The organism is Leisingera sp. SS27, from assembly GCF_028368855.1.
Taxonomy (GTDB): Bacteria; Pseudomonadota; Alphaproteobacteria; order Rhodobacterales; family Rhodobacteraceae; genus Leisingera.
The window spans coordinates 56044-69183 of record NZ_JAQNCY010000001.1; the positions used below are offsets into that span (position 1 = coordinate 56044).

Below are 13140 nucleotides of genomic sequence, written 5' to 3' on the forward strand. Positions count from 1 at the left end.
TGGTCTGATGTCCTTTACCCTCGCCATCGTGGGCCGTCCCAATGTGGGCAAGTCCACCCTGTTCAACCGCCTTGTGGGCAAGAAGCTGGCTCTGGTCGATGACCAGCCGGGCGTGACGCGCGACCTGCGCGAAGGCGCGGCGCGGCTGGGTGATCTGCGCTTTACGGTGATTGACACTGCGGGTCTGGAAGACGCCACCGACAACTCTCTGGAAGGCCGCATGCGCCGCCTGACTGAACGGGCGGTGGACATGGCCGACATCTGCCTGTTCATGATCGACGCCCGAACCGGCGTAACCCCGACTGACGAGATCTTTGCCGATATCCTGCGCCGCAAGTCCGCGCATGTGATCCTGGCCGCCAACAAGGCCGAGGGCAACGCCGCTGAGGCTGGCGTGCTGGAAGCCTACGGCCTGGGCCTGGGCGAGCCGCTGCGCCTGTCGGGCGAGCACGGCGAGGGGATGCCGGACCTTTACGGCATTCTGCTGCCGCTGGCTGAGAAATTCGAGGCCGCGGCAGAAGAGCACGCGCCGGTCACCGACGTCGAGGTCTATGAAGAGATTGGCGAGGACGAGGAAGAGGTCATTCCGGTTCCGACCGATGCCAAGCCCTTGCAGGTCGCCGTTGTGGGCCGCCCGAATGCGGGCAAATCCACGCTGATCAACAAGATCCTGGGTGAGGACCGGCTGCTGACCGGACCCGAGGCCGGGATCACCCGCGATGCGATCTCGCTCAAGATCAACTGGAAAGACACGCCGATGCGGGTGTTCGACACCGCCGGCATGCGCAAGAAGGCCAAGGTGCAGGAGAAGCTGGAAAAGCTTTCGGTCTCCGACGGCCTGCGCGCGGTAAAATTTGCAGAGGTCGTGGTGGTGCTATTGGACGCCAGCATCCCCTTTGAACAGCAGGACCTTCGGATCGCCGATCTGGCCGAACGCGAAGGGCGTGCGGTTGTGGTCGCGGTGAACAAATGGGACGCTGAGGAGCACAAGCAGGAAAAGCTTCGGGACCTGAAAGAAACCTTCGGCCGCCTGCTGCCCCAGTTGCGCGGCGCGCCGCTGGTGACAGTGTCCGCCAAGACCGGCAAGGGACTGGACCGGCTCCATGAGGCGATCATGCGCGCCTATGGCACCTGGAACCGCCGGGTCCCCACTGCGGCGCTGAATCGCTGGCTGGTTGGCATGCTGGAACAGCACCCGCCGCCAGCACCGCAGGGCAAGCGGATCAAACTGCGCTACATGACCCAGGCCAAGAGCCGTCCGCCGGGGTTCGTGGTGATGTGCTCGCATCCCGACAAGCTGCCGGAAAGCTATACCCGCTATCTGGTCAACGGCTTGCGCGAGGACTTCGACATGCCCGGAACGCCGATCCGCCTGTACATGCGCGGGCAGGGCGACAAGAACCCCTACAAGGGCAAGCGGGCAAAAAACGCCGGCGCGCTGGAAAAGCACCTGAAAAAACGCGGCGGATAAGGCTGCAAAGAGCAGAGGCTCCCGCCCGGCCAGCGGCATTCACAGAATACCTTGGCCCGTTGGGCCCGGCGCCGCCGCAAGGGGCGGCGTTTTCACGTTGCGAACAGGCGATTCCGTCCCGCCTTCGGCATGCATCCGCCGTCCTGCACCGGCCTGCGCCGGGCTATTCCCTCCAGAGTGGCGCAGTGATACCCCTATAGTTGAGGTGCGTTGCCTCAGCCTCCTTGTCTTTGGCCGCGCCAGAATTATCTGAGGTCTATCTTGGGTAGACTGCGCCTTTTTGCATGTCTGTCACATCGCGCATTTATGGAAGAATTCATGGATCTGAGGGCACATACGCGCAAATTCACGGAAAAGGACAACCGGCTGGCATCGCTCAGCTACTTTGGAACGTTCGCCGTCTATTTCCTGTCGCTCTGCCTTGCCATCGCCTATGCCGACCGCTGGTATGTGATGCTGCCCGCCGGCGTTGTCTTTGCTTTTGCCGCGGTGCGCCTTTATGTGCTGCAGCATGACACAGGCCACCATTCCCTGTTCGAGACCCGCCTGCAGAACGAGATTGCGGGCCATGTGCTGTCGCCCTTTACCTTTGCGCCGTTTGAGGTGATGAAGCAGAACCACAACCTGCATCATTCCAACATTGGCAATCTGGAGCACCGGGAGACCGGCGAGATTCATACCATGACGGTGCGGGAATGGCAGGCCGCGGGGTTCTGGGAGCGGCTGGGCTACCGTCTGTACCGCAACCCGTTTGTGCTGGTGCCGCTGGGCTCGGCCTTCACCTATTTCATCCGCTACCGCTGGCCCAAGAACACAACGCAATTCGGTGCTGCCGGTGTCATCCTGCATAATCTGGTGATTGTTGCTCTGCTGGGCCTGCTCTATTGGGTTGCAGGAATGACCGGCATCTGGATCTGGCTGTCGTTTTCCTTCTTTGGCGGCATGATCGGCGTGTTTCTGGTCTACTTGCAGCACAATTTCGAGGACACTTACTGGGACCGCCGCCCGGATTTGAACCCGCAGGTGGCGGCACTGCAGGGATCGTCCTGCCTGGACTTTGGCTGGTTCTTTGACATGGCGGTGGCCAATATCACCCTGCACGATATCCATCATTACAACGCCCGCATTCCCTCCTACCGGCTGCGCCAGTGCCATTACAGCCTGCCGCCTGAGCTGGGTCTGCGACGCATCAAGTTCCCGGAGGCAGTCCGGGCGCTGACGCTAAAGCTTTGGGATGAAGAGAAGAAATGCCTGGTCCCCTTTCCGGCTTGAGCATTTTTTGCAATGATCATCAGGCAAGAAGCGGAATTGGATGGGGGAAGTGGCGGCATGACTGCAATTTTGGAATTGAAAGGGGTGGGGCCGGCGCTGGCCCGCATTCTTCAGGAGAACGGGGTGCAATCCGTCGAGGCGCTGGCCGGGATGGATGAGCAGCAGTTGCGCAGCATTCCCGGGATTGGCGCCAGCCGGGCGGGCTTGCTGCAAGATGCCGCCCGGGCTCACAACGGGTCCGCAGAAGCTGACGGTGCGGACCTGAGCAGCCGCCTGGCTGCCGCGGAAGCAGCGCTTCAGGCGGCTGAGGAAAAGGCAGCCAAGGCGCAGGCCAAGGCAAAGAAAGCCAAAAGGCAGGCTGCTCAATTGATGGAGGACTTTGCCGAGGCCAAGGTCAAGGCCAAGAAGAAGGCCAAGAAAGTGAAGGCCAAGGCAAAGAAAGCCATTGAGAAGGAAAAGGCCAAAGCGAAGGCGATTCTGGAAGGTAACGGCACAGAGAAGAAAAAGAAGAAGCTGAAGAAATAGCTTCAACCATCTGAACTTAAAAGAAAACCGGCGCCACTGGCGCCGGTTTCTGTTTGGGGGTGGGGCCTTGGATCAGACCAGATTCCCCTCAGCTGTCAGGGTCAGCTTGCCGCCCAGGTACGGTGCCAGCACCTCAGGGAGCTTGACAGAGCCATCCGCCTGCTGGCCGTTCTCCAGCACCGCAATCAGACAGCGCCCGACAGCCAGGCCGGAGCCGTTCAGCGTATGCACAAACTGCGGTTTGCCGCCATCGGCAGGCTTGAAACGCGCGTTCATCCGGCGGGCCTGGAAATCGCCGCAGACCGAGACCGAGGAGATCTCACGGTAGGTTTTCTGGCCGGGCACCCAAACCTCGATGTCGTGGGTCTTACGCGCGCCAAAGCCCATGTCGCCGGTGCACAGAACGATGGTGCGGTAGGGCAGGCCCAGGCGCTCCAGGATGTCCTCGGCGCAGCGCGTCATGCGCTCATGCTCCTCGACGCTCTTGTCCGGATGGGTGACGGAAACCATCTCGACCTTCTCGAACTGGTGCTGGCGCAGCATACCTGCAGTGTCCTTGCCCGCGCTGCCGGCCTCGGACCGGAAGCACTGGGTGTGCGCCACATAGCGGCGCGGCAGGTAGCTTTCCTCGACGGTCAGGCCGTTGACGATGTTGGTCAGCGTCACCTCAGCCGTTGGCACCAGCCACCAGCCATTGGTGGTCTTGTAGCTGTCCTCGCCGAACTTGGGCAGCTGGCCGGTGCCGTACATCATCTCTTCGCGCACCAGCACAGGGGTCCAGGTTTCCGTCAGGCCGTTCTCGTCCACATGGGTGTTGATCATGAACTGCGCCAGCGCGCGGTGGATACGGGCGACCGCGCTGGACAGCACCACGAAACGGCTGCCCGAGAGCTTGGCCGCAACTTCGAAATCCATGCCCGGCTTCACGCCTTCGATCTCGAAATGCTCTTTGGCCTCGAAATCCAGCACTTTCGGCTCGCCCCAGGTGCGGATTTCGACGTTGTCGTCCTCATCCGCCCCGTCCGGCACATCGTCGAACGCCAGGTTCGGGATGGTCATCAGCATGTCGTTAAGCTGCTGATCCAGCTCTTTGGCCTCGGTGTTCATCGCCGCCACTTCGGCCTTCTTCTCGGCCACCAGCGCACGCAGACGCTCAAATTCGGCCTCGTCGCCGCGGCCCTTGGCGGCGCCTACTTCCTTGGAGGCCTTGTTCTGCTCGGCCTGAGCCGTCTCGGCGGCCAGGATCTTGGCGCGGCGCGCCTCATCCAGCGTCAGGATCTCGGATGACACGCCCGCATCCCCGCGCCGCGCCACAGCGGCGTCGAAAGCGGCAGGATTTTCGCGGATAGCGCGGATGTCATGCATGAGAGTCTCTCCTAGCGTTGGAAGAATTGAATCAGTTCGCCCATCCTATGACGTAAGGGGGCAGGAAGGGGAAGAGGGTGAACTTCGTGGAGCCTCACAGTTCCCGAATTGCAGCTCCCGCCGAACCCGGAAAGGGCAAGTTCCTTCTTAAAGAAATGCTGCCCGGGCAGCTTTTGAGCAGAAAAGTTTACCGGCGTGGGAAAGTGACGCTGAAGACCTGCAGAAAGCCCACGCCAAAGTGATCAATTCTATCTTGCGAAAAGGGGGGCAATATCTGAAACGCTCCTGAATTGGAGGAGGCGCCCGAATGCCCAAGGCCGTACTTTACCGCATGGATTTGCCCAACTACACCTGTGGCTACGGCACAGGCGCGCGTGATCTGCTGCACCGCGAGAAGTTCGAAGTTGAAGAGCATATCCTTCGAACACGGCATGAAACCGATGCGTTCAAAGACAAGCACCATATCACTACAACGCCACTTGTATTTATAGATGGCGTCAGAATTGGCGGCTATTCCGACCTTAAGAAACACCTCAAGGCGCAAAAGCCCAAGAAACGGTTCTGGAAGCGCTAATTTGCACTGCCTGACGGGTTTCACGCGGACGCAGGTGCATCTCTTAACCGCAACCTCGCTGATTAGCCATAACGAAGCCCGAAACGCTCAATTGACCAGTGGCGAAAGGGGCGGCCGCCTTAAGATCGGCTAACAACGCATGCTGGAGGCGGATTTGGTCTCTTTGGGCTTGCTGTGAGCCTTGCAACCCTTCCCCCCAGCGCATAGGTTCCGCTGCAAATTTCCGGCGCTAACGTCTGCGCCGCTTTGACAGAAGGAATATCCCATGGACGCTGGCGCAATCGGCCAATTTCTCCCGCTTATCCTGATCTTCGCGATCATGTACTTCCTGCTGATCCGCCCGCAGCAGAAGAAGATGAAGCAGCATCAGGCGATGGTGGACGGCCTGCGCCGGGGTGACCAGGTGGTGACTCAGGGCGGCGTGATCGGCAAGGTGGCCAAGGTCAAGGAAGACGGCGAGATCGAAGTTGAGATCGCGGATGGCGTCAAGGTGCGCGTGGTCAAGGCGACCATTGCCCAGGTTCTGAGCAAGACTGAGCCGGCAGCTTAAGCACCCTGAATAACCATCTGAAAAGGCAGGGCAATGCTGCAAATTGATCTCTGGAAACGGGTGCTGATCTGGCTGGTATGCGCAGCTGGTATCATGCTTGCCCTGCCAAACGGCTTTTACACCCGCGTCGAACAGGCCAACGACGCGGCCGCCGATATTATTGCCAAGGGCGAAACGCCGGAACGGCTGGAAATTGCAGGCCAATGGCCGTCTTACCTGCCGTCCGGACTGGTGAACCTCGGGCTCGACCTGCGGGGCGGCGCGCATTTGCTGGCTGAGGTGAAGGTCGAAGATGTCTATGAAGCGCGGATGGATGCGCTGTGGCCCGAGGTGCGCGATGCGCTGCGGCCTGAGCGCTCCACTGTCGGCACCTTCCGCCGCCAGCCTGGCCCTGCGGACCAGATTCGGCTGAAAATTTCCAAACCCGACGGCATGGCCCGCGCGCTGGAAGTGGTGCGCGGTCTGGCCAATCCGGTGACCAGCCTGACCGGGGCCGGGGCAACCGATATTGAGGTCTCCGCAGATAGCGACATCCTGGTGGTGCAGCTGAGTGAAGCCGAGAAGCTTGCCTCCGACGACCGCACCGTGCGCCAGTCACTGGAAATCGTGCGCCGCCGCATCGACGAGGTCGGCACACGCGAGCCGACCATCCAGCGCCAGGGTGCTGACCGCATCCTGATCCAGGTGCCGGGCATCGGCTCTGCCTCGGAGCTGAAAGCGATCATCGGCACCACCGCGCAGCTGACCTTTAACCCCGTTGCCGGTCCCCCCGGAAACGATCCGGACGCGGCGCCGGGGGTCGGCAACAAGGTGATCCCCTCGCTGGATGAAGAGGGCATCTATTACACCATAGAGGCTGCCGCGGTTGTGACCGGCGAGGACCTGGTGGATGCGCAGCCGTCGTTTGACCAGAACGGCCGCCCTGCGGTGACCTTCCGCTTCAACACCTCCGGCGCGCGCCGGTTCGGGGATTACACGGCTGAGAACATCGGCTCGCCCTTTGCCATTGTGCTGGATGACGAGGTGGTGTCTGCCCCGGTAATCCAGTCGCATATCCCGGGCGGCTCCGGCATCATCACCGGTAACTTCACCGTTGAGGAAAGCACCAACCTCGCCGTGCTGCTGCGCGCAGGCGCTCTGCCCGCCGGGCTGGAGTTCCTCGAAGAGCGGACCATCGGCCCTGAATTGGGTCAGGACAGCATTGATGCGGGCAAGATCGCGACTATCGTGGCCTTTGCCGCAGTGCTGGTGTTCATGGGACTCAGCTATGGCCTTTTTGGCCTGTTTGCCAATGTGGCACTGATCCTGAACATCGCGCTGATCTTCGGCATGCTCAGCCTCATTGGCGGCACCCTGACGCTGCCGGGCATCGCAGGTATCGTGCTGACAGTCGGCATGGCGGTGGACGCCAACGTGCTGATCTTTGAGCGTATCCGCGAGGAGCTGAAGGCGGGGCGCGGTCCGGCCAAGGCCATCGACGAAGGCTACTCCAAGGCGCTCAGCGCCATTCTCGACGCCAATATCACCACCTTCATCACTGCGGTGATCCTGTTCGCCATGGGCTCCGGCCCGGTGCGCGGCTTTGCGATCACCCTTGGCCTGGGCATCCTGACCTCGGTGTTCACCGCGATCTTTGTGACCCGCCTGATGATCGTCATGTGGTTTGAACGGCGCCGTCCGAAAACGATTGAGGTGTGATATGCGGCTGAGACTTGTTCCCCAAGAAACCTCATTCGATTTCTTCAAACGCGCCAAGCTCTGGCTGGGCATTTCGGCCCTGATGATGGTGGTGGGCTTTGCCTCCTTCCTGTTTCAGGGGCTGAACTTCGGCATCGACTTCCGCGGCGGCACCACCATCCGCACCGAGGCATCGGAAACCGTGGACGTCGGTGCCTACCGCGATGCGCTGGCCGTGCACGGTCTGGGTGATGTGTCGATCACCGAGGTGTTCGATCCGGCTTTCGAGGAAGACCAGCACGTCGCCATGATCCGCATTCAGGCACAGGACGACGGCGAGGCAATCTCCGGCGAGATGATCGAAACGCTGAAGGCCTCGCTGGACGCGGTCGCGCCGGGCATCAAATTCGTGTCCGTCGAATCCGTTGGCCCCAAGGTCTCGGGCGAACTGATCACAACCGCGATCATTGCGGTCGCCTTGGCGATTGCTGCGGTGCTGGTCTACATCTGGCTGCGGTTTGAGTGGCAGTTCGCCCTCGGCGCGGTAGCAGCGCTGGTGCATGACGTGGTGCTGACCATCGGTGTGTTCTCGGAGCTGCAGATCAAGTTTGACCTGGCGATCATTGCGGCGCTGCTGACCATCGTCGGCTACTCGCTGAACGATACCGTGGTTGTGTTCGACCGGGTGCGCGAGAACCTGCGCCGCTACAAGAAGAAAGACCTGGCCGAGGTTCTGAACATCTCGATCAACGAAACGCTGAGCCGGACCATGATGACCTCCGTCACCACGCTGCTGGCGCTGATCTCGCTCTATGTGCTGGGCGGCGACGTGATCCGCGGCTTCGTCTTTGCGATGATCTGGGGCGTTATTGTCGGGACCTACTCGTCGGTCTTCGTCGCCTCCACCATCCTCTTGAAACTGGGTGTGAAGCGCGACTGGTCGAAGCAGGCGAACACCACCGGCAACCAGTTCGGCAACATTGATGCCTGAGGCATTTCAGGCAGCCCTGCAGACACCGGGGCTGTTCTGGCTGCTGATCACTATTGGAGCCGCGGGTCTTGTCCGCGGCTTCACTGGTTTTGGCACCGCGATGATCTTTGTGCCGGTAGGTGCCCAGTTCCTGCCGTCTGCCGATTTGGTGTTCCTGATGGTGCTGATGGGGGTGTTTTCCACCATCACCCTGTTCCCGCAGGCCTGGAGCAAGGCCGACAGGGCAGAGGTTGGCGCCTTGTCCATGGCCGCTGCAGTCACCGTGCCGGCGGGTTTGTGGCTGATGTCGCAGATGGACCCGCTGACTCTGCGCTGGGTGGCCGCCGGGGTGATTGGCGTGACCTTGGCCGCGGTGGTCTCCGGCTGGCGCTGGCAGGGCAAGCTTGGCTGGCCAGGGCGGTTCGCCATCGGCGGAGCCGCAGGCGTTGTTGGCGGTATGACCGGCCTCACGGGACCGGTGATCATCGTTTTCTACCTTGCCAACGTGCGCGACGTGGCGCGGGTGCGGGCCAACACAATCGTTTTCCTGGCGGCGCTGGATGTGGTGATCGCTGCCAACCTGATCTTCGGCGGCATGGCCAGCCTAAAAGCGGTGATCCTGGCCTGTCTTCTTGGCATCCCTTACATAATCACCACGCTTACCGGCAAGACGCTGTTTGACCCCAAGCTCGAGAAGATCTACCGCTTTGCCTCCTATTCCGTGATTGCGCTGGCCGTGCTATCCAGCCTCCCGGTATTTGACTGAAAGGACCGCCGATGCGCCTGAACGAAGTGAGCTATTCCGATGCGCAGCCCATTGACGGCTATGGCGAGGGGTTCTTCCGCATCGGCGGCCAGGTGCATCAGGGCGCGGTGTTGACTTCAGCTGCGGGCACGGCGGCCTGGTCCGGTCTGGAAGACGCCGCGCCGCTGCTGGCGCTGGCCGGAGAGATAGACGTGCTTTTCATCGGCACCGGACCTGAGATTGCCCATATCCCTGCGGCGCTGCGTAAAGCGCTGGAAGACGCGGGACTGGGTGTCGAGGCAATGAATTCGCCTGCTGCTTGCCGCACTTACAATGTGCTGTTGTCCGAAGGTCGCAGGATTGCTTTGGCCGCCTTGCCGGTCTGAAGATGAATTTCTGATGTATTTGACCTGCCGCAAAGCGGGCATCTGCTGAATGGTCTTTTCATGCGCCGGAGCAATGGGATAAGCGAACCTCATGACATTGACTGTGACGGATCTGGGCGTGGCCCGCGGCGGCATCCCGGTGCTGGAGGGCCTGAGCTTTGCGCTGGAGCCCGGCAAGGCGCTGATCCTGCGCGGACCCAATGGCATCGGCAAGACCACGCTGCTGCGGACCGTTGCAGGCCTGCAGCCGCCGCTGAAGGGCCGGGTTGAGGGGGCTGAGGACCAGATTGCCTATGCCGCCCATTCCGACGGGCTGAAACCAACGCTGAGTGTGGCAGAAAACCTGACCTTCTGGGCCAGCGTCTTTGGCCGCAATGGTATAGAACAGGCGCTGGACGGGTTTGATCTGCAAAGCTTGCGCGACCGGCAGGCCGGGGCGCTGTCTGCGGGCCAAAAACGCCGTCTCGGCCTCAGCCGGATGCTGGTCACCGGCCGCCCCATCTGGATCATGGATGAGCCGACCGTGAGCCTTGATGTGAACTCCGTTGCCATGTTCGCGGATGCCGTGCGGGCGCATTTGGGGCAGGGCGGCTCTGCCCTGATCGCCACCCATATCGATCTGGGGCTGGAGGCAGAGGTGCTGGACGTGGGCCCCTACAAGGCTAAGCCGCCTGAGATTGACGATTTTGACGGAGGCTTCCTGTGATTGCGCTTCTCCTGCGGGATCTGAAGCTCGCCTTCCGGGCTGGCGGTGGTTTCGGCCTCGGTCTTGCGTTCTTTTTGATCGTGACTGTGATGGTGCCGTTCTCTGTCGGCCCGCAGTCGGAGCTGCTGTCCCGCATTGCCCCCGGCGTTTTGTGGCTGGGTGCGCTGCTGGCGTGCCTGCTGTCGCTCGACAGGCTGCTGGCGCTGGACTGGGAGGACGGCTCGCTCGACCTCCTGGCCACCGCACCGCTGCCGCTGGAAAGCACTGTTACGATCAAGGCGCTGGCCCACTGGATCACCACCGGCCTGCCGCTGGTACTGGCGGCACCGGTGCTGGGCGTTCTGCTGAACCTGCCGCTGCAGGGCTTCCAGTGGCTGGTGGTCTCCTTACTGCTGGGCACGCCTGCGCTGTCTGTCATCGGCACTTTTGGTGCCGCGCTGACCGTGGGGCTGAAGCGCGGCGGCCTGCTGATGTCCTTGCTGGTGATGCCGCTTTATGTGCCGACGCTGATCTTCGGCTCCGAGGTCGCGCGCCGCGGCGCGGAGGGCATGGCAGTGCAGACGCCGCTGCTGCTGCTGGCAGGCATCTCCGCCGCCTCCATCGCTTTGCTGCCCTTCGCCAGCGCCGCCGTCCTGCGCGTCAATTTGCGCTAGGACATTTGCCGGACACGTGAATTGAGAAACCCGAGAACAAGAGCTAAATAGCCACCATGTCGATCTGGGAATACGCCAACCCGAAGAAGTTTCTGGCCACCTCCGAAAAGGTGATGCCGGCCCTCTGGGTCAGTTCTGCGGTGCTGATCACCGTTGGCCTTGTCTGGGGGTTTTTCTTTACGCCTGATGACTACCGGCAGGGCTCCACCGTCAAGATCATCTTCCTGCATGTGCCCTCGGCGCTGATGGCGATCAACGCCTGGTTCATGATGCTGGTCGCCTCGCTGGTCTGGGTGATCCGCCGCCACCATGTCAGCGCATTGGCTGCCCGCGCCGCCGCCCCTGTTGGCGTGATCATGACCGTGATTGCCCTGATCACCGGCGCGATCTGGGGCCAGCCGATGTGGGGCACCTGGTGGGCGTGGGATCCGCGGCTGACGTCCTTCCTGGTGCTGTTCCTGTTCTACCTCGGCTACATCGCCCTGTGGGAGGCCATCGACAATCCGGACACTGCCGCAGATCTGACCTCGATCCTTTGCCTGGTGGGCTCGGTCTTTGCCGTGCTCAGCCGTTATGCGGTGAACTTCTGGAACCAGGGGCTGCATCAGGGGGCGTCGCTGTCTCTTGATGAAAAGGAGAACGTGCATGATGCCTTCTCCTCGCCGCTCTACGTCTGCATGGCAGGTTTTGTTCTCTTGTTTCTCGCCTTGGTGCTTTACCGCACCGGAACTGAAATCCGCGCCCGCCGCATCAAGGCACTGATGGCGCGCGAACGGCTGGAGGCATGATGCCCGATCTTGGAAAATACGCCGACACGGTGCTATCGGCCTATGGTGCCTCGCTGTTGCTGCTGGTTGCACTGGTGGTGCTGACGATCCTGCGCGGCCGCAAGGTGCGCCGGGAGATGGAAACCCTGGAAACCCGGATGAAGCGCAATGGCTAAGATTTCTCCTTTGATGGCGGTGCCCGGCGTGGTGTTTGCTGGCTTTGTCGGCCTGGCACTGGTGGGCATGTTCCGCGAGGACCCGAACAGCCTGCCCTCCGCCCGCGAAGGTCAGCCTGCACCGCCAGTTGTTCTTGACGAGTTTCCGGGCAAGGAAATGTTCAGCGATGCCACACTGCGTGACGGCACCGTAAAGCTGGTGAATTACTGGGCCAGCTGGTGCGCGCCATGCCGGGTGGAGCATCCGAACCTTGAAGCACTGTCGAAAGAAGGCATTCCCATCTACGGCATCAACTACAAGGACCAGCTTGCCAATGCCGAGGTTTTCCTGAACGAGCTGGGCGATCCCTATCAAGCGATCGGCCGGGACGAGAAGGGCCGGATGGCGATTGACTGGGGTCTATACGGTGTGCCGGAAACCTATGTGGTGGACGGCAACGGCAAAATAATTTTGCGTTTTGCCGGGCCAATCACCCAGCGGGTGATTGAAAGCACCCTGCGCCCGGCGATGGAGAAGGCTGCCGCTCAGTAACCGGGCTGCGATGCCTTTGGCGGTGTAATCAGCGTGAAGCTGCTGAAATCCGGTTCAGAGACCGATAGATAATAGACCCGATCCAGATGGTCCTGCTTGGACCGCCAGATCAGATACTCGCTGAATGCCTCCGTGTTTTCCCACCGTTGAAACACAGCGATCTCGTTCCGGTCCGGTGCCAGCATGGCTTCGGCCTGCAGGCATCCGGCGTGTTTCCGGACCTCTTCCACCATCTGTTTGACAAGCGACGCCAGCTCTTCGAACTTTCCGGGCCGGGGTTGCATTCCTATAACTACAGCTTCCGCCATTGAAGCCTCCGGATCTTGTGAGTTCCGGTAGTTTTCCAGCAACCCGGAAATTTCCGGTAAATTTGCGATGGCGTTCATTCGAATATGCTCAGGTCAAGCTCCAACCCTGCGCCCAGCCAGATCCCGTGGTCGCGGTGATCAGCCAGCTCGTCGCCGGTTTCGGGGTGGGCAAAGATAATCAGACCGTTCCGGTTCAGCGAGAGCCAGGGAAGAAGCCCGGCAAACTGTTCCGGCGTTGCGGCCAGCTGACATGACCACATGGGGTGCGGTCCAACGTTCTTTTCATGAATGCGGCCCATCTTGGCGCCGAAACTCTCAGCGGCCTTCTGGCACAGATTTCGGGCCTGATCCACCGTGGCGGCGTCGAAATAGATATGGGCGTGGTAGCCGCTGATGCTGTCCGTGTGTTTCATGGATTTAGTCTTCCAGTGAATTGAACCGCAGGCAAGGCAGCAGATCCGAA

The 13140-nt window shown here is 61.2% G+C and carries 17 protein-coding genes; 14 read left to right on the forward strand and 3 right to left on the reverse strand.

Going from position 1 to position 13140, the window contains the following annotated elements:
* The first annotated feature begins 7 nt into the window (after window positions 1-7).
* From der to N6L27_RS00250, 3 genes are all read left to right on the forward strand, one after another.
* Window positions 8-1471 (forward strand): ribosome biogenesis GTPase Der, encoded by a 1464-nt coding sequence (gene der / locus N6L27_RS00240; RefSeq protein WP_271905037.1) that lies wholly within the window; start codon window positions 8-10, stop codon window positions 1469-1471.
* Between the two features lie 318 nt (window positions 1472-1789).
* Entirely contained in the window at window positions 1790-2743 is a 954-nt protein-coding gene (locus N6L27_RS00245; protein ID WP_271905038.1) for a fatty acid desaturase, read from the forward strand.
* Between the two features lie 57 nt (window positions 2744-2800).
* Window positions 2801-3268 (forward strand): helix-hairpin-helix domain-containing protein, encoded by a 468-nt coding sequence (locus N6L27_RS00250; protein ID WP_271905039.1) that lies wholly within the window; start codon window positions 2801-2803, stop codon window positions 3266-3268.
* Window positions 3269-3340: 72 nt separating this feature from the next.
* Here the strand turns inward: N6L27_RS00250 and serS are convergent, their stop codons facing one another.
* Complete coding sequence (serS, locus tag N6L27_RS00255) at window positions 3341-4633, reverse strand: serine--tRNA ligase (protein ID WP_271905040.1); 1293 nt, start codon at window positions 4631-4633, stop codon at window positions 3341-3343.
* 307 nt (window positions 4634-4940) lie between these two features.
* Between serS and N6L27_RS00260 the strand changes: the two genes are divergently transcribed.
* The 11 genes from N6L27_RS00260 (at window position 4941) to N6L27_RS00310 (ending at window position 12369) form a co-directional block, all read left to right on the forward strand.
* A complete protein-coding gene (locus tag N6L27_RS00260) occupies window positions 4941-5207 on the forward strand; it encodes a glutaredoxin family protein (RefSeq protein WP_271905041.1) in 267 nt (88 codons plus the stop codon).
* Window positions 5208-5472: 265 nt separating this feature from the next.
* Entirely contained in the window at window positions 5473-5757 is a 285-nt protein-coding gene (gene yajC / locus N6L27_RS00265; RefSeq protein WP_019295449.1) for a preprotein translocase subunit YajC, read from the forward strand.
* 33 nt (window positions 5758-5790) lie between these two features.
* Window positions 5791-7455, forward strand: a complete 1665-nt coding sequence (secD, locus tag N6L27_RS00270; protein ID WP_271905043.1) for a protein translocase subunit SecD — start codon at window positions 5791-5793, stop codon at window positions 7453-7455.
* Window position 7456: 1 nt separating this feature from the next.
* Complete coding sequence (secF, locus tag N6L27_RS00275; RefSeq protein ID WP_271905044.1) at window positions 7457-8425, forward strand: protein translocase subunit SecF; 969 nt, start codon at window positions 7457-7459, stop codon at window positions 8423-8425.
* Window positions 8418-9170 carry a TSUP family transporter gene (locus tag N6L27_RS00280; RefSeq protein ID WP_271905045.1) on the forward strand — a complete coding sequence of 251 codons (753 nt, stop codon included), beginning with the start codon at window positions 8418-8420 and terminating at the stop codon, window positions 9168-9170. Before secF ends, N6L27_RS00280 begins: the two co-directional genes overlap by 8 nt.
* Window positions 9171-9181: 11 nt before the next feature.
* Window positions 9182-9535, forward strand: coding sequence for an Mth938-like domain-containing protein (locus tag N6L27_RS00285; RefSeq protein ID WP_271905047.1), 354 nt, complete (start codon window positions 9182-9184; stop codon window positions 9533-9535).
* Between the two features lie 91 nt (window positions 9536-9626).
* Window positions 9627-10241: a heme ABC exporter ATP-binding protein CcmA gene (ccmA, locus tag N6L27_RS00290; protein WP_271905049.1), complete on the forward strand. Its 615-nt coding sequence runs from the start codon at window positions 9627-9629 to the stop codon at window positions 10239-10241.
* Complete coding sequence (gene ccmB / locus N6L27_RS00295; protein ID WP_271905050.1) at window positions 10238-10894, forward strand: heme exporter protein CcmB; 657 nt, start codon at window positions 10238-10240, stop codon at window positions 10892-10894. Before ccmA ends, ccmB begins: the two co-directional genes overlap by 4 nt.
* Before the next feature lie 56 nt (window positions 10895-10950).
* Window positions 10951-11682 carry a heme ABC transporter permease gene (locus N6L27_RS00300; RefSeq protein ID WP_271905051.1) on the forward strand — a complete coding sequence of 244 codons (732 nt, stop codon included), beginning with the start codon at window positions 10951-10953 and terminating at the stop codon, window positions 11680-11682.
* Window positions 11682-11837, forward strand: coding sequence for a heme exporter protein CcmD (ccmD, locus tag N6L27_RS00305; RefSeq protein WP_271905052.1), 156 nt, complete (start codon window positions 11682-11684; stop codon window positions 11835-11837). The genes N6L27_RS00300 and ccmD overlap by 1 nt, the downstream gene beginning before the upstream one ends.
* A complete protein-coding gene (locus tag N6L27_RS00310; protein ID WP_271905053.1) occupies window positions 11830-12369 on the forward strand; it encodes a DsbE family thiol:disulfide interchange protein in 540 nt (179 codons plus the stop codon). Before ccmD ends, N6L27_RS00310 begins: the two co-directional genes overlap by 8 nt.
* Here N6L27_RS00310 and N6L27_RS00315 read toward each other — a convergent pair.
* Both N6L27_RS00315 and N6L27_RS00320 read right to left on the reverse strand, forming a co-directional pair.
* Complete coding sequence (locus N6L27_RS00315; protein WP_271905054.1) at window positions 12363-12653, reverse strand: putative quinol monooxygenase; 291 nt, start codon at window positions 12651-12653, stop codon at window positions 12363-12365. The two genes, N6L27_RS00310 and N6L27_RS00315, sit on opposite strands and share 7 nt — an antisense overlap.
* A gap of 98 nt (window positions 12654-12751) precedes the next feature.
* Window positions 12752-13090, reverse strand: coding sequence for a DOPA 4,5-dioxygenase family protein (locus N6L27_RS00320; protein WP_271905055.1), 339 nt, complete (start codon window positions 13088-13090; stop codon window positions 12752-12754).
* Between the last annotated feature and the right edge of the window lie 50 nt (window positions 13091-13140).